The organism is Phaeobacter sp. JH20_37, assembly GCF_048056015.1.
Lineage (GTDB): Bacteria > Pseudomonadota > Alphaproteobacteria > Rhodobacterales > Rhodobacteraceae > Phaeobacter > Phaeobacter bryozoorum.
Genome location: NZ_JAYMWW010000013.1, coordinates 1,025,058 through 1,050,132, shown reverse-complemented (window position 1 = coordinate 1,050,132; position 25,075 = coordinate 1,025,058). Strand labels below are relative to the sequence as shown.

The 25,075-nt window shown below is 62.5% G+C and carries 22 protein-coding genes and 1 tRNA gene; 8 read left to right on the top strand and 15 right to left on the bottom strand.

What is annotated here, in order from left to right:
* Positions 1–91: 91 nt before the first annotated feature.
* The gene (locus VWZ87_RS09845) at positions 92–2,767 is read right to left on the bottom strand and encodes a hypothetical protein (RefSeq protein ID WP_416534732.1); all 2,676 of its coding nucleotides are present in this window, start codon (positions 2,765–2,767) and stop codon (positions 92–94) included.
* 169 nt (positions 2,768–2,936) lie between these two features.
* Between VWZ87_RS09845 and VWZ87_RS09840 the strand changes: the two genes are divergently transcribed.
* The gene (locus VWZ87_RS09840; protein ID WP_416534733.1) at positions 2,937–3,653 is read left to right on the top strand and encodes an SIMPL domain-containing protein; all 717 of its coding nucleotides are present in this window, start codon (positions 2,937–2,939) and stop codon (positions 3,651–3,653) included.
* 60 nt (positions 3,654–3,713) lie between these two features.
* Here the strand turns inward: VWZ87_RS09840 and VWZ87_RS09835 are convergent, their stop codons facing one another.
* Positions 3,714–5,006: an O-acetylhomoserine aminocarboxypropyltransferase/cysteine synthase family protein gene (locus VWZ87_RS09835; RefSeq protein ID WP_416534734.1), complete on the bottom strand. Its 1,293-nt coding sequence runs from the start codon at positions 5,004–5,006 to the stop codon at positions 3,714–3,716.
* A gap of 172 nt (positions 5,007–5,178) precedes the next feature.
* The gene (locus tag VWZ87_RS09830; protein WP_416534735.1) at positions 5,179–6,168 is read right to left on the bottom strand and encodes a hypothetical protein; all 990 of its coding nucleotides are present in this window, start codon (positions 6,166–6,168) and stop codon (positions 5,179–5,181) included.
* A gap of 379 nt (positions 6,169–6,547) precedes the next feature.
* Between VWZ87_RS09830 and VWZ87_RS09825 the strand changes: the two genes are divergently transcribed.
* The 3 genes from VWZ87_RS09825 (at position 6,548) to VWZ87_RS09815 (ending at position 9,469) form a co-directional block, all read left to right on the top strand.
* A tRNA-Thr gene (locus VWZ87_RS09825) sits at positions 6,548–6,623 on the top strand.
* A 345-nt stretch (positions 6,624–6,968) separates the two neighbouring features.
* Positions 6,969–8,711, top strand: coding sequence for an ATP-binding protein (locus VWZ87_RS09820; protein ID WP_416534736.1), 1,743 nt, complete (start codon positions 6,969–6,971; stop codon positions 8,709–8,711).
* A gap of 155 nt (positions 8,712–8,866) precedes the next feature.
* A complete protein-coding gene (locus tag VWZ87_RS09815) occupies positions 8,867–9,469 on the top strand; it encodes an acyl-homoserine-lactone synthase (protein WP_416534737.1) in 603 nt (200 codons plus the stop codon).
* A 35-nt stretch (positions 9,470–9,504) separates the two neighbouring features.
* Here VWZ87_RS09815 and VWZ87_RS09810 read toward each other — a convergent pair whose 3' ends face one another.
* The 11 genes from VWZ87_RS09810 to VWZ87_RS09760 form a co-directional block, all read right to left on the bottom strand.
* On the bottom strand, positions 9,505–10,614 hold the full coding sequence (locus VWZ87_RS09810; RefSeq protein WP_416534738.1) for an alpha-hydroxy acid oxidase: 1,110 nt from the start codon (positions 10,612–10,614) through the stop codon (positions 9,505–9,507).
* Positions 10,614–11,168, bottom strand: a complete 555-nt coding sequence (comE, locus tag VWZ87_RS09805) for a sulfopyruvate decarboxylase subunit beta (protein ID WP_416534739.1) — start codon at positions 11,166–11,168, stop codon at positions 10,614–10,616. Before comE ends, VWZ87_RS09810 begins: the two co-directional genes overlap by 1 nt.
* A complete protein-coding gene (gene comD, locus VWZ87_RS09800; RefSeq protein WP_340544835.1) occupies positions 11,165–11,671 on the bottom strand; it encodes a sulfopyruvate decarboxylase subunit alpha in 507 nt (168 codons plus the stop codon). The genes comE and comD overlap by 4 nt, the downstream gene beginning before the upstream one ends.
* A 39-nt stretch (positions 11,672–11,710) precedes the next feature.
* Complete coding sequence (locus VWZ87_RS09795; RefSeq protein ID WP_416534740.1) at positions 11,711–12,121, bottom strand: universal stress protein; 411 nt, start codon at positions 12,119–12,121, stop codon at positions 11,711–11,713.
* 30 nt (positions 12,122–12,151) lie between these two features.
* Entirely contained in the window at positions 12,152–13,132 is a 981-nt protein-coding gene (locus VWZ87_RS09790) for an alcohol dehydrogenase catalytic domain-containing protein (RefSeq protein ID WP_416534741.1), read from the bottom strand.
* Positions 13,129–13,890: an SDR family NAD(P)-dependent oxidoreductase gene (locus VWZ87_RS09785; RefSeq protein WP_416534742.1), complete on the bottom strand. Its 762-nt coding sequence runs from the start codon at positions 13,888–13,890 to the stop codon at positions 13,129–13,131. Before VWZ87_RS09785 ends, VWZ87_RS09790 begins: the two co-directional genes overlap by 4 nt.
* Positions 13,883–15,190, bottom strand: a complete 1,308-nt coding sequence (hisD, locus tag VWZ87_RS09780; protein ID WP_416534743.1) for a histidinol dehydrogenase — start codon at positions 15,188–15,190, stop codon at positions 13,883–13,885. The genes VWZ87_RS09785 and hisD overlap by 8 nt, the downstream gene beginning before the upstream one ends.
* 11 nt (positions 15,191–15,201) lie before the next feature.
* On the bottom strand, positions 15,202–16,530 hold the full coding sequence (locus VWZ87_RS09775; RefSeq protein ID WP_416534744.1) for a TRAP transporter large permease: 1,329 nt from the start codon (positions 16,528–16,530) through the stop codon (positions 15,202–15,204).
* A 13-nt stretch (positions 16,531–16,543) separates the two neighbouring features.
* Positions 16,544–17,056 carry a TRAP transporter small permease gene (locus tag VWZ87_RS09770; RefSeq protein ID WP_340544843.1) on the bottom strand — a complete coding sequence of 171 codons (513 nt, stop codon included), beginning with the start codon at positions 17,054–17,056 and terminating at the stop codon, positions 16,544–16,546.
* A 112-nt stretch (positions 17,057–17,168) separates the two neighbouring features.
* Positions 17,169–18,314, bottom strand: a complete 1,146-nt coding sequence (locus VWZ87_RS09765) for a TRAP transporter substrate-binding protein (protein WP_416534745.1) — start codon at positions 18,312–18,314, stop codon at positions 17,169–17,171.
* A 23-nt stretch (positions 18,315–18,337) separates the two neighbouring features.
* Positions 18,338–18,523 carry a hypothetical protein gene (locus VWZ87_RS09760; protein WP_416534746.1) on the bottom strand — a complete coding sequence of 62 codons (186 nt, stop codon included), beginning with the start codon at positions 18,521–18,523 and terminating at the stop codon, positions 18,338–18,340.
* Positions 18,524–18,651: 128 nt separating this feature from the next.
* On the opposite strand from VWZ87_RS09760, the gene VWZ87_RS09755 reads away from it, so the two are divergent.
* From VWZ87_RS09755 to argE, 4 genes are all read left to right on the top strand, one after another.
* Positions 18,652–19,677, top strand: coding sequence for a LacI family DNA-binding transcriptional regulator (locus tag VWZ87_RS09755; RefSeq protein ID WP_416534747.1), 1,026 nt, complete (start codon positions 18,652–18,654; stop codon positions 19,675–19,677).
* 298 nt (positions 19,678–19,975) lie between these two features.
* Entirely contained in the window at positions 19,976–21,349 is a 1,374-nt protein-coding gene (locus tag VWZ87_RS09750; protein WP_416534748.1) for an aspartate aminotransferase family protein, read from the top strand.
* Between the two features lie 21 nt (positions 21,350–21,370).
* Positions 21,371–22,555 (top strand): M24 family metallopeptidase, encoded by a 1,185-nt coding sequence (locus VWZ87_RS09745; protein ID WP_416534749.1) that lies wholly within the window; start codon positions 21,371–21,373, stop codon positions 22,553–22,555.
* Between the two features lie 4 nt (positions 22,556–22,559).
* Positions 22,560–23,714, top strand: a complete 1,155-nt coding sequence (gene argE / locus VWZ87_RS09740) for an acetylornithine deacetylase (RefSeq protein ID WP_416534750.1) — start codon at positions 22,560–22,562, stop codon at positions 23,712–23,714.
* 27 nt (positions 23,715–23,741) lie between these two features.
* Here argE and VWZ87_RS09735 read toward each other — a convergent pair whose 3' ends face one another.
* Entirely contained in the window at positions 23,742–25,073 is a 1,332-nt protein-coding gene (locus VWZ87_RS09735; protein ID WP_416534751.1) for a GH1 family beta-glucosidase, read from the bottom strand.
* Positions 25,074–25,075 lie beyond the last annotated feature (2 nt).

The following is a 25,075-nucleotide window of genomic DNA, read 5'->3' as shown; positions in this document are numbered from 1 at the left end:
CCAAAGAAGCCGGGCCTATGCAGGTCCGGCTTTGACAAGTCAGCTTCGAATGAGCGTCTTCAGTTAAGATGCAGCCCCTAGCCACTCGGAATTAGCCACTCGGAATTTTCAGCGTCAGATTTCGATTGCCTTTCTGGTATTGCAGCTGGCTGTCGCCGATAGCGACAACGCGGCCACCGTCGATCCGGTCTCCGACCTTCACCTTCTTGTAACGCCCATTGGGCATCAGGATCAGCGCCCGGCGATTTGAAGGGGTGCCATAGACACCAATCAGGTTCACGCGCCGCAGGTTGATCGCGTTGTCGATCGTGGCCTGACGGGCCACGGACGCGCTGGACGGGATCCGGGGCGTCACGGTCTGCGGCGGGCTGCTGGCAACGGCTTCGGCAATGCTCGGCTCCGCGTTGCGCTGCGGGTTGCGTTGGGCACGATCGACCAGATTGGCAAAATTGGTCGGCCGCGCGCGCGGAACCACGGAGCGCGCAATGGCCTGTGCGGTTGCAGGCAGGCTGTTCTCTTCAGCGGGCTTCAGTCCGGGCGGGCGCGGGCGGGGACGCAAGGCGCCCAGCTCGGCGCGGCTCAACCCGCCGAGCTGGGCCCGTTCGTTCTGCTCAACCAGATCCCTTGGGCGTTGCTTCGGCCGGAGTTCCGACAGGATCGCCTGTCGCGCGGCTTCCTCTGCTGCCGCTGCAACTTCGGTGTCGGGGCGGGCCGGTGTCGGCGGCGGGACTTTCTCCGGGCGACCGAGGAACACCATGACCCCATCCGGGTTCAAGCTGCCTTCCGGAGTCGCTTTGACCAAGCCGCGCTCATCCAGTTCAAACTGCTGACCGGCGGCCGTTGGCGTGCTGACCGAACCAAGTTGCAGGTCGGTCGCGTAGAGATCCGGATCCGGCAGCGCGATGGCATCTTCGGAAATATCTGTCGGGTCAATCGAGGCCACGTAAAGCGTCTCGAGGTTCTCCGCCCCCGGTGCCTCCGGCGTTTCGGGGGCGTGCTGCCAGATACCTGTGGCCGCATATTGGGCGGCGCGGGTCAGCGGTGTATCCTGTTCGGCGTTGCCCATTTCTGGGTCCGCCTCAGGTGCCAGCTCTGCCAGATCGAGGTCTTCGGTCAGCGTCTGCTCCGCCGCTTCGGGTCCCTCCTGCTCAAGCCGCAGGGCATCCAGAACCGCCGTATCGGTACTGGAAAGCCCATCCACGTCGCTCTCTGCCGGGTCGGAGGGCACGGCGGCGGCGTCATCGGAGATGTTGTCCAGCGGTAACAGGGAACCATCGTCCGGCTGATCGGGAATGGCGCTTACCTGTGGGGCAATGTCGCCAGCCTCAGCGGTCTCGGGCGTGTCCAGAGGGACCGCGGTGCCATCAGTCACGGCGTTGCGCGTCTGCTTTTCCGCAAGTATGGCCCAGGCGGCCACGATTGCCATGAATAGGAGCAGAGCCGTCACTAGAGCAAGCCCCAGGAAACGTGGTTTGCCGCCGATTTTTTTCTTTCTGACGCCTGCCAGCAGAGCAGCCTTGCCTGCTTCATGCAGGGATTTCTTATCCTTCGGGGTGTCCGTCAGGGGAATCTCAACCAGTTCATCGCGGGGCAGGACAGGCGCTGGACCCGATGGTTTTGGCGCCGGGGGGATGATGGCCTTGGCGGCTGCGGGCGGCGAAACTATGGCCGGGGCCTTGCCCAGACCACCACCAGACCCGACAGGGCTATCTGCCAGGGCGATCGTGCCAAACGCCGCATGCGGGACCACGCGACCAGCATCAGGGGATTTGCCATTCGCAGTCAGCCCTGGTGTTGTAGCAGCGACCTTGTCCGACGGTTTATCTGACGGTTGCGCCGCGTCCGTGGAAATTCCAGCCGGGCTCGACGCCACATCCGCAGCGGCGGTCGTGGCGCGCAGCGTTGGTGCGCTCCGGACTGCGCCCTCCTTGCGCCTGCGCGTGGAAAACCCGGTCGCGGCAGCGGGTTCGGCGGGGTCGCTTGGGGTGTCGGCTGTCGCTGACGGTGCGGTCTCCACCGCAGAGGCTTCGACAGTGTTGCTCGCTTCAGGCGCGGTTGCAGCCGTGTTCACAACCGCTTCGTCCGCCGTTGCGTCCTTGGCGGCAGCGGCGGCATCGGTCGGCAGGGCATCTGGCTGCTCGTCGGGTCTGGCCTCGGTGCCGTCAGACGTGCTTTCCACAGGCTCAGGCTCAGGCTCAGGCTCAGGCTCAGGCTCAGGCGGCGCGGCGGGGCCTATGTTGACGACCGCAATTCCATCAGGCTCAGCTGGTTCTTCCCCTGATTGCAGCAACGTCTGCGAGGCGCCAAAGTAGGGCTCTCCCAGAAAATCCATATCGCCCGGTACCGCCACGAAACCAACCGGCAGAAACCCGTGCATCAGAGCAAAATCTTCGGCTTCCTGCAGTGTCTCCCGGGCCACTGCGGCCACATGCGTCTGCGATCCATCCTCGCTGAGGTCAAAGGCCAGTTCATCGACCCGATACGGGGTCGCCCCGTCCAGTCCCCGTTCGGCGGCGGCACGACGATCCGCAGTGTCAGTGACGCCGGTCTGAAGGGTCAGATAACGGATCTGATCATTGGGAATGATGAGCTTGCAGGCGATCGGCCCCTGGGCATACCGTTCGCCCAATCGGCGCAGGTCTGCCAATGCCTCACCCAGATCCTCCACATCCAGCGCAACCGTGCCAATCTGACGCCAGCCACCAGCGGCTCGCTGCAACAGGCAAACGCCGGTGGAGGACAGAGAGAGTGCAAACCCCGGTTTCATGATGCAAACACGCCTTCAGCTCTAATGTGCCCATACCCCAGTGTGGCAAGGCGATCTTGGCGCAGACCATACGGCAGAGCGGGCGCAAGGGAAAGGAAAAGACACCATTTCCCCCTTGCAGGCGGTCAATTGCCATCCCCATGTAACACCTCAGAAAGGGAGCAGTTCTATGAAAGCGACACATATTTTGGCCTCGGCCCTGGCCGTCGTGCTGGCAGCAGGTCTGGCAAGTGCCGATGAAACCCGCATCGACCGGCAGATTGCCGTCACCGGGGACGCACGTATCGCGGTCACGCCCACGCTGGCAACAATCACGCTTGGCGTGACCGAAGAAGCTGATGAGGCCGCGCTGGCCATGTCGGCCGTCTCGACCAAGATGGTGGAGGTCGTCGATGAGTTGAGAGCGGCCGGCATCGCGGCTGAGGATATGCAGACCCAGCAGATCTCGCTCAACCCGGTCTGGTCGCAGGATCGCAGCTATGACGACGGGCGCCGCAAGATTACCGGGTTCTCGGCGTCAAATACCCTGGCCCTCAGGATCCGCGATCTGGATCGCCTGGGCGAGGTGCTCGATCAGGTGCTGAGGGTCGGCGCCAATGATTTCCGCGGGCTTAGCTTTGGTGTGGCCGATCCGGCCAAGGTGCAGGACCAGATCCGGGGGGCAGCGGTAAAGGATGCCCTGCGCAAGGCGACCCAGCTCGCCGAAGCCGCTGGGGTCGAACTGGGGCCGGTACGGTCGATCCATGACCGCGAGACCGGCGGTGGCCAGCCGATGATGGCGATGGAGATGGCCCGCAGCGCCCCTATGCCGATCGAGGCGGGCGAGCTGAGCTTTAGTCACAGCGTGTCGGTTGTCTACGATATCAAATCCACCGACGCCGACTAACCACATAGCAAAAAGGCCGGGTTACCCCGGCCTTTTTCATGTTTTGGCAGTGCCGTTGCCCTAGCTGGTGGCGGCGGTCAGCGCCTGATCCAGATCGGCGATCAGGTCTTCAGCATTTTCGATCCCGATCGAGACACGCACGACATTGGCCCCGGCGCCGGCGGCTTCCTGCTGTTCCGGCGTCAGCTGACGGTGGGTGGTGGAGGCCGAGTGGATGATCAGCGACCGGGTATCGCCAAGGTTCGCGACATGGCTGAAAATCTCGAGAGAGTTCACCAGTTTGACACAGGCGTCATAGCCGCCCTTGACCGCAAAGGTGAACAGCCCGCCGGTGCCCTTGGGATAGTGCTCCTTGGCACGGGCGTGATATGGCGACGAGGGCAGCCCCGCATAGGTCACATAATCAACCCGCGGATCCTGTTCGAGCCAGGACGCAACGGTTTTGGCGTTCTCGCAGTGGCGTTCCATCCGCAGGCTAAGGGTTTCGACCCCCATCAAGGTGTAATGCGCGGCCTGTGGGTTCATCGTCATGCCGAGGTCACGCAGACCGATGGCAATCCCGTGGAAGGTAAAGGCCAGCCCGCCAAAGGTCTCGTGGAACTTCAGCCCGTGATAGGCCGGTTCGGGCTGCGACAGCGACGGGAATTTGTCATTTGCCGACCAGTCGAATTTGCCGGAATCGACAATCACGCCGCCGGTGACGGTACCATTGCCGGTCAGGTATTTCGTGGTGGAATGCACCACCAGCGTCGCACCATGGGCAATTGGATTGCAGAGGTATGGCGTGGCAGATGTGTTGTCGATGATCAGCGGCACGCCCGCCGCATCTGCAACATCCGCAATCGAGCGGATATCGGTCACATAGCCGCCGGGGTTGGCGACCGATTCCCCAAATACGGCCCGTGTATCGTCATCAATTGCGGCCGCAACCGCATCCGGATCGTCAAAATCGACAAATTTCGCTGACCAGCCAAAGCGTTTGATGGTCTGGCTGAACTGGGTGACGGTGCCTCCATAAAGGCGCGTCGATGCAACGACGTTACGGCCCGGGCCCATCAGCGGGAACAGCGCCATGATCTGTGCTGCGTGGCCGGAAGAGCAGCAGACCGCGCCGACGCCGCCTTCCAGGGTCGCAATGCGTTCCTGGAGTACGGCGACCGTGGGGTTGGTCAGGCGCGAATAGATAAAGCCAACTTCCTGCAGATTGAACAGGGCGGCGGCGTGATCTGCATCGCGGAACACATAGGCCGTGGTCTGGTAGATCGGTGTCTGCCGCGCACCGGTGGCCGGATCGGGCTTGGCGCCCGCGTGAATCTGCAATGTGTCGAACCCGTAGCTTGGCGCTTCAGACATGGATGTGCTCCCCTTGGATGGTCGAATACGTCTCGCGCGTAAGAACACTCCGCCACGGCGCGTAAGGCAAGGCGCAATTTGGACGCGCCTCTTGATCGGTGACGCCGGGGCCGATTGCAACAGCGCTGCCTGGCCCTTGGTCCTGATCCGGGGCTGCCAGCGGCGGTGCCGGTTATCGCATCCAGAAGCCTGCGGATTTGATCCGATTGCGCAGGGCCTGCTCCTTGCGAGGCAGGTTATCGCGGTCAAACATCGCGCGCAGCTTGGCACCGCGCCCCTGGTAGATCATCCGTTTCATCGGCTCATATTGCTTCAGAACTTTCTTGATTTTGTTCGGGCTTGCCACGGTCTCCAGCGCGTCGACAACGGCGTCGCTCTCGCGCGCATATAGCAGCGGGAAGCTGCGGTAGTGGCAGCTGGTCACCCCGTCGAGATATCCCTCCGGCAGCGTGTCGCGGCCACCGCCCAGGCTGTGGATGACAAGGGGCAGGGCGATCTGGTCCAGCCAGGGGTCCAGTGACTGCCCGATCAGCGCCATGGGCAGGTCGTCGCGGATTGATGTCGCATAGTCGAGAAACCGGCGCCCGAAGACCTGCGGACAGGCACCATAGAAATAGCCGGCATTGAAGTAGAGATAGCGGCGCCAGAAATTTTCAGGCTGGCTGAGATCGAGGCTGCTGTCAAAATCCAGATCGAAACGGTCATAGAGCGCCCGCCAGATTCCTGTCATATCGGGCCCATAGAGCGTGGGCTTCGGCCAGGTGCCTTCGCGCCGCAGCGATGCCGAGGGCCGACCACAATCAAACGGCACCTGATCAATTGGACCGGTGATCAGCGTATCACTGTCAAAGAAGACAAAAGGCTGCCCCTCAGGAAGCGCCAGAAGCGCCTCGATCTTGTTCCCATAGGGGTAGGCCTGACCAAAGACGTCGGACTGAAATGGCAGGAGTTGCGCCCCAAGCATATCCAGCGCCTGCAAGACCGGCTGGCTGCGGATGCTCGGGTCCTTGTGCCACTTGGGTCCAGGCTGCGGAACCGCCACATAGAGCCGCCCGGCAAAATCGGGAGCATAGTGTCGCAGAGAGGCGGCAAACAGCACCGCCTCATATTGCAACCGTCCGGCCTGTCCGATGATCATGATGTTGAAATGGGGATCGGTCATGTTGTGGCGTCCGGTTTTCTGGCGATGCGGTGTTCATATACTTTCGACACGTATGCGACATCCCCTGCAATGCGGTTGCGGCCATGATCATATATTTCCACCACCGCTGCCAGTAGGTCTCTGGAGAGATTGGCATTTGCTGCCTGACCGCCTGCCCGTCGAACCAGCAGGCGCAGGTTTCGCCTGAGCGCTACTATTTCGTCAATGCGCCTGCAAGGCAGGGCTTCAGCGGCCTCCTGTCTGACCACGACGAACACTGCGCCGATCGCTACGAGAGGGCACGGGCTCTGCTGCGAAATTGACGCCGCGAAATTCTCGGGTGGGTGACGAATTTTTCGTCTTGCACCCTCCATCCAGAGACGCTATCTCGCTGCCCAAGGCCCCTATAGCTCAGCTGGTAGAGCAACTGATTTGTAATCAGTAGGTCCGCGGTTCGAGTCCGTGTGGGGGCACCATTTACCTGACATAGCTGGTATGATCGATTGATTTACGCTCTTTGCAGTCGCAATCAGTTGATAGGATGCCCTCAGGCGACCTTCGGTCATGACGTGGGTCTTTCCGGCCCTTGCACTGCGGGCTGGCCTTTTTGGTACAGGACCTATCCGATCCACCGCCACCGCGCAGGGTAATCGACCTGACTGTGTCAATAGGCCAGCGTGACTGTATTAAGTCATCCGTCATTATTTGACTGCAATTTAACGGTAGGGACGAATCGGTTAGCAGTGATGCAGTCAGGTGAGGCTTGTTTTCACGCTTGGGCGTAACCGAAGGGACAGCGCCAAAGAAACACGGGAAGGAGGATGCGTTTGTTTTCTTTATCGCCAGACCTCGTGAACTCCGTGTCCAGTCAAAACCAGCTTGTGCGCTCGGATCTTCCGTCGCGGTTTGCCTCCATCAGCCTGGTCTCTCTGTTGTCGCTCTACTTCCTGTCGTTTCAGGCCGTCGCGGTGGTCTATGGCGCCTATGTCCTTGTCGAAGTTGTTGGGCTGCGGGTCTATCGCAGGCTGATATCTGAGGTGACCGTCCGCAACACGCTGCTGTTTGCCGGCTCCGCATTCGTCGGCGTCTGCGTCTTTAACTCCCTGTCATTGCTGTTGTTTCTGCACCCGGAACCCTTTCCGAAACTGATGGGTGCAATGCTGCTGATCATCGCGCTCAACCACTGTGTTGTTGCGCGGTCAGCCTGGCTTCATTTCGGTATCATCACGGCGGTGCCGATCATCTGCACGGTCGGTTATATGATCAGCGCGACGCTGTCCCGGTTTGCCAGTGCGGGAGAGATGGTCATAGCAGCGGTGGTCGCCCTGCTGGGGGCCGCCTACATGCTTCATGCCATGTGGGTGCAGCACCGGCTGACCGCCCGCCTGCAAGAGGCCCTGCGTGCGGCAGAAGCTGCAAGCCGCGCGAAGAGCCGTTTCCTCGCAGCGATGAGCCATGAGATCCGCACACCTTTGAACGCGATCTGCGGCATGTCCGAGCTGATCGAGGAGGAAAACTCCGGCTCTGAAACGCTGAGGGAGCAGACGCAGCTTCTGCGCAAATCGTCGCAGGCGTTGACCGGCATTCTTGATGACGTATTGGATCACGCCAAGATCGAGTCCGGTCAGTTCGAGCTGAACCTCGCGACAGCGGTCCCGAGCGAAGAAATCTCCAGTGCCGTTGAAATGTATCGCGCACGGGCGGATGAGAAGGGGCTCAGGCTTCATATCAGATTGGAGCCGGGTATTCCCGACTATGCCGAATGTGATGCGCTGCGCCTGCGTCAGGTGATCGGAAACCTTGTTTCGAATGCCGTGAAATACACCGAGGCTGGCCATGTCGAGGTCGTCGCCGATATCGAAGAGTTCGAGGGGCGTGCGCTGCTGCGGGTCGCGGTGTCGGATACCGGACGTGGCATGACACCCGAGCAGAGCGCCAAGCTGTTCACGGATTTCTATCGTGCCATCGACAAGGCTGCACCAAATGTGCCGGGCACCGGTCTGGGCCTGGCGATCGCCCGCCATCTGGCACGCATCATGGGGGGCGATATCACCGTTCGGACCAGCCCCGACTGGGGCAGCTGCTTTACCTTTTTCTGTCCGATAAAAAGCCTCGACCCTGCGGAGGTTGAGACCCTTCAACAGCCGGCTGCCGGTAGCGAGATCAGCGATCTCGGGGGGCTGTCGATCCTCGTGGTGGATGATACCGCCTCCAATAGAATGGTCGTTCGCGCCTTCCTCAAAAACAGCAACGTCCAGATCACAGATGCCGAAAATGGCGTCGAGGCGCTTGCCTGGCTTGAGCAGAACCCGGTTGATCTTGTGTTGTTGGACATGAAGATGCCGGTCATGGACGGTCGCGAAACACTGACCGAAATGCTGCGGCGTGGTGGACGGATCGGGGCCACCCCGGTGATCATGTTGACAGCGAATGCGGCCCCTGAGGAGCAGGAGCTGTTTTTGCAGCTGGGTGCGGCCAGTTACCTTGCCAAACCTGTCAAGAAGTCGGTTCTACTGTCGGAAATTCGCAAGATAGCGATGCCGTCGTTAACTCGCACGGTCTGATCGGCTCTCACACCGACAAGAACCCTTCGTAAAAAGAAGTTCAACCCACAGGAATTAATTCAAAATTTACGATTGCCGGATAGGTTGAGTCAAATTTTCGATAAATTTGCAGAATGCACGCCCGCGGGCGGCAGGAACAGCTGGCCGGATCGCGGATGCAGTCGACAGATATTACATTTGATAATTTTGGGGAGACCGGCGCGCTCTTTACCGAGCTTTTGCGCGCGCGCTACCGTCATTTCGTCAAGTTACGGCGCTGGGATCTGCCCAATGTGCGTGGATTGGAGTTCGATCAATATGACACGCCCGAGAGTATCTACTGTGCAGTTCACGACGGGATGGCTGTTCTCGGCGGCTTTAGGCTGACCCCCACAACAGCGCAATGTATGAACGCCAGCTATATGTTGCGCGATGCGCAGCTGGGCCTGCTGCCGGGGCTGCCCTCCAATGTGCTGGATGACGCCGCGCCACAGGATCCGGGGATCTGGGAGGTCAGCCGGTTCTTTGTCGAAGACACTCTGGGAGCCCGTGACAGAATGCGGGTGCGGCGGCTGCTGGAACAGGGGTTTGCCCGTTTCGCCCGGGATTGGAATATTGATACGTTCTTGTGTATCACCTCGGTGACGGCGGCGCTGCTCATGCGCAGGGCCAGCCTCTCGATAAGCTCGGCAGGCCCCCGGTTCGAAGCGGGTGGAGAAATCTGCCAAGCCTACCACCTTAGCGTCGTTGCAAAAAGCCAGCGCAGCGATGCGGCGTGAATGCGCAGGGCGTCACGCGCGGGTATTCCGTTATCTTAGCAGATCTGATGGTCACGGCGATCCAGTGAGTTGCGCCCGGTCTGTGCCATGGCAATACTCAACTCGTCGCTGAGCGCCTGCCAAAGCTGGGTCAGCCCGGATTCTCCTTTTGCAGCAATCGCAAACTGCAAAATGCGGCCCAGAAATACAAAATCAGCCCCCATGGACAAGGCTTTCAGGACGTCTTCACCCGACCGGAGGCCGCTGTCGTAGAACACCGGGAATTCCGGCCCCAGCGCGGCCCGGATCTTCGCGAGCATCTCGATCGGGGTAGGGGCTGCCTCAAGCTGCCGGGCGCCGTGGCTGGAGACTTGAATGGCATCGACGCCCGCCGCCACCAGCGCGCGGGCGTCTTCAACGTCCAGCACGCCCTTGATCACCAGCTTGCCGGGCCAGAGATCGCGCAGCCGTGACAGCGTGTCCCAGGTGGCGCGCGCCCGGCTTTCGGTGCGGTCGAAGTCATAGCCCTCCATCTGGAAATTCGCCATCACCGGCTTGCCCCTCAGAAGGGTTGTCAGCGACCAGCGCGGGTGCAGGGCAAAATCGAGGAACTGCCACGGGCCGATGCGGAACGGCATTTTGAAGCCATGGCGCAGCTCGCGCGGGCGGCGGCCCACCTCGGGCACATCGACCGTCAGCACCAGCGTCTGGTACCCGGCTGCGCGGGCGCGCTCCGCCAGTTTGAAGGTGCCGGTGCCGCCGCCGCTGAAATAGAGCTGGAACCAGGCATAGCCCTCCGCCGCCTCCAGGATAGTCTCCAAGGGGGTCGAGGCAACGGTCGAGACCCCATGCGGCACCCGGTGGCGGGCGGCCAGCCGGGCCAGCATCAGGTCGGCGCCGGGGGCGGCGAGGTTGCACATGCCCATGGGGGCAATCCCGAAGGGTCGGTCTGCCTCGGCGCCGAAGATGCGGACCGCCAGCGAGCGCCGGCTGACATCGCGCAGGATGCGGGGCCGCAGGGTGATGGCATCCAGGGCCGCACGGTTGCGCGCCGCCCCGGTTTCCTGCCCGGCGGCCCCGTCGATATAGTCAAACACCATCCTGGGCAGCCGCCGCCGGGCCAGGCGGCGGGCGTCCTCGGCCGAATGGATGGCGCCTGCACCCATCAGTCGGCCACGGCCTTCATGAAGCGGTCGCGGATTACCACCGGGTCCATCGTGATCACCGGCATCTTGGCGTTGCCGCTGTCGCATTTGACGACCAGTACCGTGGCCTCGCCGCTGGCCAAAGCCTCCTCCAGCGCAGGGCCGGTGTCCTTGTCCTGCACCTCCACAACCCGGGCGCAGCCGGCGGCGCGGGCCATGCCGGCCAGATCGGTGCGCTGGCTGGTATAGGTCGGCTGATCGCCGGTGGAGCCATAGGAGCCGTTGTCGATAATCATCAGGATATAGTTGCCGGGCGCGTTGTTGCCGATGGTGGGCAGGGTGCCGAGGTTGGTCAGGATCGAGCCGTCCCCGTCGATCACGATCACAGGCTTCGGCTGCGCCAGCGCCAGCCCCAGCCCGATGGAGGACGCCAGCCCCATGGTGCCCAGCATGTAGAAATTGCTGGGCTGGTCGTCGATGGCGTGCAGCTCTTGCGACGGAATGCCGATGTTGCAGACCACCAGTTCGTTGCGCAGGATCGGCGCGATCTCTTTCAGGATTTCGGAACGGATCATTGGTCGCCATAGCCTCCCCAGAAATTGGCGTCGGTCAGGATGGCAACGGGCTTGTTGCACATGAAGGTGTATTTCAGGATGTTGTCCAGCTCCTCGACATCTTTCTGCCAGTGAAAGTGGTAGGCGGGGATGTTGAGCTGCGCCAGGAGCGCCTTGGTATGCACCGCCATTTCGACCTGGCAGGCCACCGGCTCGCGCAGCTCGCCGCGGTAGGAGATCAGCATCGGCAGCGGCATCCGGTAATACTGGATCAGCGTCGCCAGCGTGTTGATGGTGACCCCGATGGCAGTGTTCTGCATGATGATGGCCGGGCGCTTGCCGCCCATCCAGGCGCCGGCACAGAGCCCCATGCCCTCATCCTCCTTGTTGGAGGGGATATGGAAGATGTCGTCGCGTTGGTCGATCTCCTCGATCACCCCGGCCAGCTGCTTGCAGGGCACGGTGGTGACGAAGGAGACGCCGTTGGCCGCCAGATCGTCAGCGATCCTCTTGTCTATGGTCATGGTTGGTTGCCTTTGCTTCGGGTGTCTTGTTTCTCGGGGTCAGGTGGTGCGGCAGACATGCACGGCGCAGGGCGCGTGGCGGACCACGCGGGCAGCCGTCGAGCCGAGGAAAAAGTCGCTGAGACCCGGTTTGTGGGAGCCGACGACGATGCAGTCCATGCCATGCTGCTGCGCGTATTCGACAATGGCGCGGTAGGACCGGCCCTTGACGATTTCTGTCGATACATCGCCATGATCGGCGGTTTTCTTTGTCAGCTGCAGACGGGCGTTGGCCAGGCCTTCGCGCAGGGCGTCCTCGTCGAGGTAGGTGCTGACGGATCCCTGCGGTGCCTCATAGACATGCAGCGCCGTGATCTGCCCGCCGGGGTTGCACAGGGTGGCGGCGGCCTTGAGCGTTGTTCCGGACACCCCGTGATCCAGGGCCATGGGAACCAGGATATTGTCATACATCGTTGCTCTCCGTTTGTTTGGCGTGCGGGCTCAGGCCCAGGGGTCGAGGATGATCTTGGGCGCCGCCACCGCGCCGCTGCGCAGATCGCGAAAGGCGGCGGCGCCCTCTGACAGCGGACGCAGCTCAGACCAGCCCAGCGGCCCGAGACGGCCGTAAAAGATCGCCTGCGCGGTGTCGCGGAAATCCTGCGCGGTATAGGTGTAGGTGCCGATGAAGGTGATTTCCTGCAGCGTCATGCGGCGGATATCCAAGCCGCCGGTGTCCTCGCCCAAGCCAACATGAGCAATCACCCCGCCGGGCGCGGCAGTGGCAGAGGCGGCAGTGCGGGTGGCGGCATAGCCCACCGCGTCCACCACCAGCGGCACCATGCCCTGAAACTCCGCCACCGCCTGTTGGCCGCAGCGGTCTGTCAGAAAGGCACGGCGCGCGGCGTTGGGTTCCTGGATCGTGACGTCCTCCACCCCCATTGCGCTGAGCGCCAGCGCCGCCGCCAGCCCGATGGCACCGCCGCCGATCACCAGCGCGCGGCGTTCGGTGTCCGGGTGCAGCGCCTCCAGCGCCAGCCGGGCGGCGTGCCAGCTCACTGCCAGCGGCTCCGCCAACGCGGCCTTTGCCAGCGGTACTGCGTCCGGCACGGTCACCAGGTTGCGCTCCGGCATCGCCACGAACTGGGCAAAGGCGCCCTCGCGCGGGGGCATCGAGATGATCTGGCGGCTGGCGCAGAGGTTTTCGCGCCCCGATGCGCAGGCCGCGCAGCTGCCGCAGGTCACCAGAGGGTTGATTGTCACCCGGCGGCCTGCCTGTGGCCCGTCCTCGATCACCCCGGCGGCTTCGTGCCCGAGGATCAGCGGTGCGGGCCGGCGGCTGTCGTGGCCCAGATAGGCGTGCATGTCCGACCCGCAGATGCCGGAGGCATGGATGCGGATCAGATGCTCGCCCGGCTGGCCCGCGGCCATCGGCACATCGCGGACGGCAAGCGTCTCAACCCCTTCATAAACCAAGGCTTTCATTTCGCGGTGAACCCCCCGTCAACCATCAGGATTTGCCCGGTGACATAGGCCGAGGCCTCCGAGCACAGGAACAAGAGCGGCCCGTCGAGATCGTCCAGCCGCCCGTTGCGGCCGATGCAGGTCTGCGCGGCGTTGCGGGCCGCGCGCGCGTCATCCTCGAATACTGATTGGGTCAGCTCGGTCGGGAAGAACCCCGGCCCGATCGCGTTGGCGGTGATGCCGTGGGGCGACCAGGCTTCCGCCATGGCGCGGGTCAGCTGGCCGATCCCGCCCTTGCTGGCGCCATAGGCGATGCCGCCGGGAAAGGCGCGGGAGGTCTGGAGCGAGGCGAAATTGACGATCCGCCCCCAGCCCCTGTCCTTCATCACGGGCACAAACGTTTGGCTAAGGAAGAAGGGCGCCGAGAGGTTCAGCGCCAGGGTGCGGTCCCAGCCTTCCGTGGTCACCTCATCCGCAGGCTGCCGCGTGTTGACGCCGGCCGCGTGGATCAGGATGTCCGGCGCGCCAAAAGGGTCGGTGACGGTGTCCCGCAGTGCCTCCAGCGCGCTGCGGTCCGCCACATCCGCGACCGTATAAGCCGCGCTTGGTCCGATCTCTGCACAAAGGCTCTCCAAAGCCTCCGCCCGGCGCGCCACCGCCACCACCTGCGCTCCGGCGGCGGCCAGCGCGATGGCCGCGCGCCGCCCCAGCCCGGAGCTGGCGCCGGTGATGCAGGCGGTCCGGCCCGTCAGATCGAACAGGGCGCGCGGGTCAGCCATTGGCGGTCAGGTCAAAGGTTTCGTCCGGGAAATACTTGGCCAGCCGCACATCAGCAGCGCGGGCGTGGCCTTCCATCCCTTCCAGCCGGGCAATGCGCGCGGTGGCCTCCGCCACCGGTTTCGAGCCTTCGCGGGTGGCGCGCTGCCAGGTGACAATCTTCATGTATTTGTGAACGCTGAGGCCGCCGGTATAGCTGGCCGCGCGCGAGGTCGGCAGCACGTGGTTGGTGCCCGCCGCCTTGTCCCCATAAGAGACCGTGGTCTCCTCGCCCAGAAACAGCGAGCCGTAGCAGGTCAGCTGCTCCAGCCACCAGTTCAGATCCTCTGCCTGCACGGTCAGATGCTCGGGCGCGTATTCGTCGGAGCAGGCCGCCATATCCTCGCGGTCTTTGCACAGGATCACCTCGGCATAGTCGCGCCAGGCGGCGGCGGCGTTCTCGCGGTTCACCTCCGGCAGGTCGTCGATCAGCCCCGGCACCAGCCGCATGACGTCCTCGGCCAGGGCGCGATCGTCGGTCGCCAGCCAGACCGGAGAGTTGTAGCCATGCTCGGCCTGGCTCACCAGATCGGTGGCGACGATATGGGCGTCGGCGGTGCCGTCGGCCAGGATCAGGCTGTCGGTGGGGCCTGCGATCATGTCGATGCCGACGCGGCCGAACAGGATGCGCTTGGCCTCCGCCACGAACTGGTTGCCGGGGCCGACCAGGATATTCGCCTTGGGCAGGCCAAAGAGGCCAAAGGTCATCGCCGCAACCCCCTGCACGCCGCCCATCGCCATGATCTTATCCGCGCCGCAGATATGGGCGGCATAGACGATGGCGGGGGCCACGCCGACGCCCGGGCGCGGCGGCGAGCAGGCGGTGATGTGTTTGCAGCCCGCCACCTTGGCGGTGGTCACGGTCATGATGGCGCTTGCGATATGGCTGTAGCGCCCGCCCGGCACATAGCAGCCCGCCGCATCCACCGGGATTACCTTCTGCCCGGTGATGAAGCCGGGGCAGATTTCGGTTTCCACGTTCTGCATCGTGCTTTTCTGCAGCTCGGCAAAGCGGCGCACGTTGTCGTGGGAAAACCGGATGTCGGCCTTGAGCTTCTCCGGTACCTGCGCGCAGGCGGCTTCGATCTCCTCTGCCGTCAGCAGGACGTTGCCCTCGTATTTGTCGAACTTCGCGGCGTACTCCAGCGCCTTGGCATCGCCGCCGGCCTCAATGTCGTCCAGGATGCCCTGCACGATCTTATGTGTCTCGGACGCGTCCGACTTGGGGGTCAGGGCCGCCTTTTTCAGGTATTCACGGGTCATGTCAGAGGGTCCTACTTGTAAATATCAGGAAGCAGCGTGGTCGAAATCGCGGGGATATAGGCGATCAGCAGCACCACGATCAGCATGGTCAGCACAAAGGGGATGGCGCGGGCGGCGATCTTGAGGATGGACTCGCCGGTGATGCCGGAGACGACAAAGAGGTTCAGGCCCAGGGGCGGGGTGATAAAGCCGACCCCCAGCGCGGTGATCATCATGATGCAGAACTGGATTTCGTTCATGCCGATGTTGTCGGCGAGCGGCTTCAGGATCGGCGCCAGGATCACGATGTTGGGCGTCGTTTCCATCACGCAGCCGGCCGCAATCAGGATGCAGATCATCAGCAGGATCAGCACAGAGGGGTCATCGGTCAGCCCGGTCACAGCCGTCACAAACCCCTGCGGCACACCCATGATGGCCAGCGCCTCTGCCAGCGGCGCGGAGAAGGCGATGATCGGCAGGATCACCCCGTTCACCTTGGCTGAGCTGACCAGCATCGCGGGGAAATCCGCCAGTTTCAGGGTGCCGAGGACAAAGCCCATCAGGATGGTGACGACCACTGCCGTGGCGCCGGCCTCTGTCGGGGTCAGGCGGCCTGAGAAGATGCCATAGAAGATGATCCCCGGCACGATGAAGGCATACCAGCCGGATTTCAGCGACTGGCCCAGATTGCCCAGCCATTCACCGACCCCCATGTTGCCGCCGGTCTCATAAGTGTAAAGCCGGTTCATGATGATATTGGTGACCAGGATCGACACCAGAATGGCAATCCCCGGGATCAGCGCCGCCAAGAACAGGGTGGAGGCGGAAATGCCCAGCACCAGACCGATGATGATATAGGCGATGGAGGGCGGGATCAGGATGCCGGTACAGGCGCCCGCAGCCACCAGCGCGCAGGCGTAGGGGCGGGGGTAGCCGCTTTCGACCAGCCGGTTGATGGTCATCCGTCCAACGGCGGCAGCACCGGCCGCATCGGAGCCGGAGATCGCCGCGAACATGCCGCAGACCAGCACCGTGGCCGAACCAAAGCCGCCGCGGGTCCAGCAGGTCAGCGCCTCTGCCACATCCAGAAATTTCTTGCTGAGGCCGGTGCGCACCAGCACGTCGCCGGTCAGGATGAACAAAGGCACCGCGGTCAGCGCAAAGGCATCAATGCCGGTGAACAGGCTTTCACCGATGGCGCTCAGCGGCAGGTCGCCCGACATAACCAGCATGGTGATGGCAGCAGCACCAATGGCGGCCCAGACCGGCACCGCCAGCGCAATCAGCGCCACGAACATGATCACCGGCAGGTAGAAATCCCATCCCAGTTCGACCGTTTGATTGAGTGAATTCCACAGCATCGCTTAACGCCTCTCAATCAAACAGCTTGTCGCCTTCGAAGACGGGGGTGCCGTCGCGAAGGCTGCGCCAGTCGCGCAGGAAGGATTGCAAGAGCCGCCAGACCATCAGCGCAAAGCCCACAGGCACCGCCATCAGGAACCAGACCATCGAAATCCGCAGCCCGTGGCTGACCGATCCGAACTTGGCGGAGACCAGAACCGTCTCGAATGACCAGTAGAGCGCCACCAGCGCCACGATGAACATCACCAGATCGCCAAAGATATAGAGCAGCGCCTTGGGCCGTGGGCCGAGGTAGTGCATCAGCACATCAATGCGGATATGCGCACGTTCCTTGACCGCGGCGGCGGCACCGATCCAGGCCAGATAGATGAAGGAATAGCGGACGATCTCCTCGCCCCAGATCGAGGAGAAGGCAAACAGCTCGCGCCGGATCACCTCGATTGCCATTGTGATGACCAGCATCACGTAGAACACCAGAAGCAGCCAGCGCTCCGCGTTCTTGTCGATCGTTCGCAGGATCTGCATTGCCGTTCCCGTGGTTCAGGCGCACCCCCGCAACCAGCCCGGGGGACTGTTGCGGCGGCGGCTGTTGGTATAAGGACGGGCGGGGGGCTTCGCGCTGCCCGCCCGGTCCGGCTCAGGCGTCGTGGACGAAGTATTTGCCCTGGGTGCCTGCGGCCTCCTCCAGCTTGGCGAAATTGTCCATTGAGCCTGCCAGCTCTGTCTTGAAGGAATCCCATTCGCTGCGCTGATAGCCGCCGGCCTCTTGCCATTCGCCCAGCTGATCGTCGCTGAGGCTATGGAATTCGACACCGGCCTTGGTCAGTTCCGCCATCGCATAGGCGCGGGCGGAGGGCACTTTGGACAGGTTCTGATGCGCGGTCATTTCAGACCCCCACATCACGCCCTCCTGAACATCGGCGGGCAGTGAATTGAACCATTCCAGATTACAGGAATAAACTTGGCTGTCCGGCACCGCCTGGGTAAAGGTCACATGGCTGAGAATATCCTTGAAGCCAAAGACATAGAGCGCCCCGACCGATGGATCGAGCGCATCCGCCACACCCTGTTTGATGGCCGATGGCGTCTCGCCCCAGGCCACCGGCGTCGGATTGGCGCCGACCATGCGGTAATACTGCTGAAGCATCTTCGAGCCTGGCACCCGGAATTTCACCCCGGCCATGTCACCGGGTGACATTACCGCGTTGCCACCCTTGCGCACCGCCACCACACGGGGGTCGATGTTCACATAGAACAGCGCCTTGAACCCTGCGGCCTCCACTTTCGGATGCACCTCCGAGTTCCAGAAATCTGAGGTCACCAGATTGGTGAACCGCTGGTTGGAACCGCAGAGATAGGGCATGTTGATCAGGTCAACGGTAGAGGCAAAGGGCGCGAAATTTGACAGCGAATGCTGCGCCGCCTGGATGGTGCCGCCCTGTACCTTCTGCACCAAAGCGCCGCCCGCGCCGAGCTGCCCGCCGGGGGCTAGCTTCACGTAGACCCTGCCGTTGGTGGCGTTCTGGATGTTTTCCTTCAGATCCAGCTGCATGATCGGATAGCTGCGCGACGCGCCCAGCACATAGGCGGTTGCCACGGTCATGATATGCTCGGCCGCACCCTCACGTTCCTTTTCCTCCTTGGCGGTTTGCGCAACCGCCTCAGTGGACCAGAGCACACCGCCAGCCCCTGCGACCATCGCCGCAGTAAAAGAGCCGGTCGAGGCCAGTTTCAGAAAATTGCGGCGCTCCGCAGATTTGAGGCCATCCTTGCCATTGGTCATTGTCTTCCTCCCTTGGAAATCCGTCAGCTGCCGTTTTGATTTTTCTGGTCAGCCTCTCGTTTGAGAATTGCCGCCACAAACAGAATGGAAGCTGCAAACAGGACCACCATTTCGCCGACATCGCCCAGGAAGCCGCCGCCGCCAGACGCGCCGAGGGCAACATTGGCAAAGAACACGACAAATACGCAAACAGACGCCATCAGAAACATCGCAAGATCCCGGTTTGTATCTCAACATCATTTGTAAGCGCTTACATCAATAATGCAAGCGCTTACATTGGTAGCTGGCAGCTGCCCCGATTTATGCTAACATACGCCAAAGACATGGCAGGTAAGACATGGGAAAAATCCCCTCAGCTCCAACACTTAACGATGTTGCCAAGGCGGCGGGCGTTTCCACCGCGACGGTGTCGCGCTGCCTGAATTCACCTGACCGGGTGATCAAGGCAACCCGCGACCGGGTGATGGAAGCGGTCGAATCGCTGGGGTACACGCCAAATTTCGCCGCGCGGGTGATGGCTGCCAAACGCAGCTTCACCATCGGGGCGATCATTCCCACCATGGACAACGCGATCTTTGCCCGCGGCCTGCAGGCCTTTCAGGACCAGCTGCGCGAGGATGGCTATACGCTTCTCGTCTCCAGCTCCGCCTACAGCCCAGACGTGGAGGAGGAGCAGATCCGGGCTTTGGTTGCGCGCGGGGCCGACGGTCTGCTGCTGATTGGCCATGAACGGGACGAGAAAATCTACCAGTATCTTGCGAAACATCAGGTGCCGGTTCTGGTGGCCTGGTCATATGCGCCCGACCTGCCTCAGATCTCCGTTGGCTTCAGCAATACCGGGGCCATGTATGAGCTGGCGCAGGCGGTGCTAACGGCGGGCCACCGTCGCATCGCCATGATCTCGGGTATCCGGCAAGGCAATGACCGGGCACAGAACCGCGTCAGCGGGGTCCGCGATGCCCTCCAGGCGCAGGGCTGCGATCCGCAGGCGCTGACATTGATCGAAACCCCCTATGAAATTGAAAAAGGCGCCAGGGCATTTGCTGAGTTGATGGCCCGTGATCCTCGTCCGACCGTGGTCATGTGTGGCAATGACGTCCTTGCAGCCGGTGCGCTGGGCGAGGCGCATCGCCTTGGCATCGCGGTGCCGCAGGATGTCTCGATAACCGGCTTTGATGATATTGAACTGGCGGAGATCGTCAGCCCACCGCTGACGACGGTGCATGTTCCGCACCGTGAAATGGGGCGCAAGGCGGCTCAACAGCTGATCGCCATGGTTGAAGGCCGCTCCGACGGTCAGTCGATCTGCATTAACACAGCTGTTGTCAGACGGAACTCCCTGGCGCCGCCGCCTGCCGGATAGGGCTGCCGTCGAATCTGTGATACCGCGCGGTTTGGAAACAGATCTGCGGCGTCGACCATCGGGGCAGGGGCCGGCGACCACCGGTCCTAGCCACGGCGCAAAAAAATCTGTTGCCATCGGCCGGTCTCTCATGGTCCAACTGCTGCACGACCCTGGCAATAAAGGCATTGCGCGCTGCTGTCCGGGTGAGCGGAGCCTTCTTCTGCTCAAAAACAGGCCGCCCCGCTGGCCTGTCGCGTGCAACTGGCTCCCTTCATGTGACCAAAGGCGGCGCGCCGCCATAGCCAAGGACAGAGCCATGCTGCACAACGATCAACTGGACCAATGGGACCGCGACAGTTTTTTCCACCCTTCGACGCATCTTGCCGAATTTGCCCGTGGAAACCTGCCGCAGCGGGTGGTGATCGGCGGCAGTGGCTGCCATATCGAGGATCGCGATGGCAATCGGATGCTGGACGCCTTTGCGGGGCTTTACTGCGTCAACGTCGGTTATGGTCGCCCTGAGATTGCCGAGGCCATCGCCACCCAGGCCCGCGATCTGGCCTATTACCACTCCTATGTCGGCCATGGCACCGAGGCCTCGATCACCCTCGCCAAGATGATCATGGACCGGGCGCCCGATCACATGTCGAAAGTCTATTTCGGCCTTTCCGGGTCCGACGCGAATGAAACCAACATCAAGCTGATCTGGTATTACAACAACATCCTCGGCCGCCCGGAAAAGAAAAAGATCATCTCCCGCTGGCGGGGCTATCACGGATCCGGGCTGATGACGGGGTCGCTGACCGGGTTGGAGCTGTTTCACAACAAATTCGATCTGCCGCTGGCGCAGGTGGTGCATACCGAGGCGCCATATTACTTCCGCCGTGCGGATCGCAGCCAGAGCGAGGCCGATTTTGTCGCCCATTGCGTAGCTGAGCTTGAGGCGCTGATCGAGCGGGAGGGGGCCGACACCATCGCGGCCTTTATCGGTGAGCCGGTGCTGGGCACCGGGGGCATCGTGCCGCCGCCTGCCGGGTACTGGCCGGCCATTCAGGCGGTGCTGGAGCGCCACGATATCCTGTTGGTCGCGGATGAGGTGGTGACAGGTTTTGGCCGGTTGGGCACGATGTTCGGCTCTGATCACTACGGCATGCGACCCGATCTTATCACCATCGCCAAGGGGTTGACCTCAGCCTATGCGCCGCTGTCGGGCTCTATCGTGTCAGACAAGATGTGGCAGGTTCTGGAGCGCGGCACAGATGAGAACGGCCCGATTGGTCATGGCTGGACCTATTCGGCGCATCCCATCGGCGCCGCCGCTGGCGTGGCCAACCTCAATCTGATCGACCAGCTCGGACTTGTCGAAAACGCCGGTGCCATCGGCGCCTACCTCAATGATGAGATGCGCAAGGCGCTGGGAGACCATCCCAATGTGGGCGACGTGCGCGGCGAGGGGATGCTCTGCGCGGTGGAATTCGTGGCCGAGCGCGATGATCGCCGTTTCTTTGACGCCAGTGACAAGATCGGACCGCAGATCGCGGCCAAACTGTTAGAGCAGGACAGCGTGATTGCGCGGGCGATGCCGCAGGGGGATATCCTCGGCTTTGCGCCGCCGTTCTGCCTGACCCGGCAGGAGGCAGATCAGGTGGTCGCGGCAACGCACCGGGCCGTCACTGCGGTTTTGGGCTGAGGGCAGGAAGGGAAATACAAAATGGTCAAGCCAAATACCCCGTTTGAGCAATCCGAATACGAGCAGCGGCTGGCTAAGACCCGGGCCGCCATGGCTGCCGCCGGTCTGGATGCGCTCTTTGTCACCGATCCCTCCAATCAGGCCTGGCTCACCGGCTATGACGGCTGGTCCTTCTATGTTCATCAGGGGGTGATCGTCACCCATAACGATGATCCGATCTGGTGGGGGCGGCATATGGACATGATGGGGGCCCGCCGCACCTGCTGGATGGCTCAGGACAGGCTTCTCGGCTACGGCGATCACTATGTTCAATCAATCGACCGCCATCCGATGCAGGATCTGGCCGAGCGGCTGCGCGCGCAGGGGCTTGAGGGCGCCCGCATCGGTGTCGAGATGGAGAATTACTACTATTCAGCCAAGGCACATGCGGTACTGGCGGCAGAGCTGCCTCAGGCCGACCTTCAGGACGCAACCGGAGTGGTCAACTGGCAACGGCTGATCAAAACCGAGGCTGAGCTGACCTTCATGCGCAAGGCGGCGCGGATCACCGATCGGGTGATCCAGACCGCCATCGACCGCGCCGAACCCGGGGTGCGCAAAAATGATCTGGTCGCGGATATTATTCATGCGGGCATCACCGGCGTGGGCGAGGACTGGGGGGATTATCCCGCCATCGTGCCGCTGACCCCTTCGGGGCTGGATGCCACCGCAGCGCATCTGACCTGGGACGGCACCCCGATGCGCGCGGGCGAGGCAACGTTCTTTGAACTTTCCGGCTGCTATCGCCGCTATCATGCGCCACTGTCGCGCACGGTCTTCCTCGGCACTCCTCCGGCGGAGATGCTGCGAACCGAGGCTGCCCAGATCGAAGGCATCGCCGCCGGAATCGAGGCGGCGCGCGCAGGCAATCGCACCTGCGACATTGCCGACGCCTTTATGGCGGTGATGGCCAGACACGGCATCGAACGCTCTGGCCGCATGGGCTACCCGGTTGGCCTGTCCTACCCGCCGGACTGGGGCGAACGAACGGCGTCGATCCGCAGCGAAGACACCACCGTGCTGCAACCGGGCATGGTGTTCCACTTTATGCCGGCGCTTTGGATGGACAGCTGGGGGCTTGAGACCACCGAAACCCTGCTGATCCGCGACACCGGCGCCGCCGAACCGCTCTGCACAGTGGAGCGGAAACTGTTCATAAAAGGATGAGCCGGTGATTGATGAGACCACCCGGATCCTGTCGGATCTCATTGCCTTTCCAACGGTCTCGGCTGACAGCAATCTGGAGATGATTGCCTATCTTGCCAACCGGCTTGAGGACTGCGGCGCCAGTGTTGATGTGCTGTTTGATGCCAGCGGTCAGAAGGCAAATCTCTTTGCCACGCTTGGCCCGGACGCCGATGGCGGGATCGTGCTGTCAGGCCATAGCGATGTGGTGCCAGTGACCGATCAGGACTGGAGCAGTGACCCCTTCACGATGGTGGAGCGCGACGGGCGGCTCTACGGACGCGGCACCTGCGACATGAAAGGTTTCATCGCGGCGACCCTCGCCATGGCGCCGCAGTTCGCCGGGCAGATCGGCAAGCGTCCCCTGCATTTCGCCTTTACCTACGACGAGGAGGTAGGCTGCGTCGGTGCCGGTCATCTGGTTCAGACGCTGCGCGACCGCGAGATCAGGCCACGACTGGCCCTGATCGGTGAACCGACAAGTATGCGCATCATTGAGGGCCATAAGGGCTGCCACGAATACACCACACGTTTTCAGGGGCTTGAGGGTCACGGGTCGGATCCGTCACGAGGGGTCAATGCGGTGGAATACGCGGTGCGCTATGTCAGCCGCCTGCTCGATCTGCGCCTGGATTTGCAGCAGCGTACCCCGCCGGACAGTCGATTTGATCCGCCCTGGACCACGCTGAACATCGGTGCGCTCAACGGTGGCAGCGCGCATAATGTCATCGCATCAAAGGCGCAGGTCGATTGGGAGATGCGTCCGGTCCAGCAGGCCGATGCCGACCATGTGAAGGACACGATGGCACGCTATTGCCATGATGTTCTGCTGCCTGCCATGCGCGCGGTCTACCCCGAGGCCAGCATCGACACCGAGGTGGTGGGAGAGGTGGCAGGGCTGGTCCCCACCACGCGGAATGAGGCCCGCGACATCATGGCGGAGCTGCTGGGCAGCAAGAGCGCGGATCTGGTGCCCTTCGGTACTGAGGCGGGCTTGTTTCAGGCGCTGGGTATGGATGTGGTCGTCTGCGGGCCAGGGTCCATCGCGCAGGCGCATAAGGCGGATGAATACCTCGCCATTGACCAGCTCGGGCAATGCCTCAGCGTGCTGGACCAGCTGGCAGCGCGGCTGGCGGACTGACGCCAGCCCGCGATCGAAGCACCGGCATCATGGCGGGGGTGCCAACGCCGATTGCAGCGCGCGGTATGATGCCTTGGGGGTGCGGGTCAGCGTGTCGAAATCCACATGTATCAGCCCGAACCGTTTCTCATACCCCAGCGCCCATTCGTAATTGTCCAGAAGCGACCACAGGAAATAGCCCTGCACCGGCACGCCATCCGCAATGGCACGGCGCACCGCGTCCAGATGGTCATCGACAAAGGCAATCCGGGCGTCGTCCGGCACGGTGCCATCTGTCACCATATCCGCGTTGGCCATGCCGTTTTCGGTCACGATCAGCGGCAGATCTCCCGTATAGTCGCGGGCCGTCCGGGTCAGAAAATCATAGAGCCCCTGCGGATAGATCTCCCATCCCATCTGGGTCTTGGGCAGCGGGCCATCGACCTCGGCGTAATGGGGCCAGGCGCCGCTGCCCGGCGCAATCAGCTTGCGGGTATAGTAGTTGAGGCCGCACCAGTCGACGGGGGCTGAGATGGTGGCAAAATCATCCTGCCAGCCGTGCGGCAGATGCGGTTCCAGCCCTTCCAGCGCCAGATCCGGGTAGCGCCCGTGAAAGGCACCACCAAGGAAAAAGCCATTGTAGATCGCATCATAGCGCACAGCGGCCTGCCGGGCGGCCTCGCTGTTGTCGGCGGGGGCTGCCCATTCCAGATTGAACACGGCGCCAAGGTTCTCCATGCCAAGGCCGCGCATCGTTTCGATGGCGGTGCCATGGGCTACCATCACATGGTGCATCGCCCGCGCCGTTGCCCGGATATCACGCAGGCCGGGCGCATGATGGCCAAGGAAATGCGACAGCCAGCCTACGCACCATGGTTCATTGATCGGCGCCGCGGAATACATCCGGTCGCCAATGCGGCCCATGATGACCGCGGTAAAGTCGCCAAACCATTTGGCGATATCGGCGTTGCGCCAGCCTCCCATATCGGCCAGCGCCTGTGGCAATTCCCAGTGGTAGAGCGTCACGCAGGGTTTCAGCCCCCGCTCCAGCATCGCATCCGTCAGCCGGTCGTAGAAATCCAGCCCGTCGGGGTTGGGTGTGCCACGCCCCTCGGGCAGAACCCGCGCCCAGCTGGTGGAGAACCGGTAGCAGTCAAACCCGGCAGCTGCCGCCAGATCCAGATCCTCAGCGTAGCGGTGGTAATGATCGCAGGCGCGCTGGCCGTGCTCGGCTCGCACTACATTGCCGGGGGTGGCGGCGAAACTGTCCCAATGGGTCGCCCCGGCGCCGCCAAACCCGTGTCCTTCGATCTGATAGGCCGAGGTTGCCGCGCCAAAGAGAAAACCCTCGGGGAAGTCCTGGCGGCTGTTGCGTAACATGG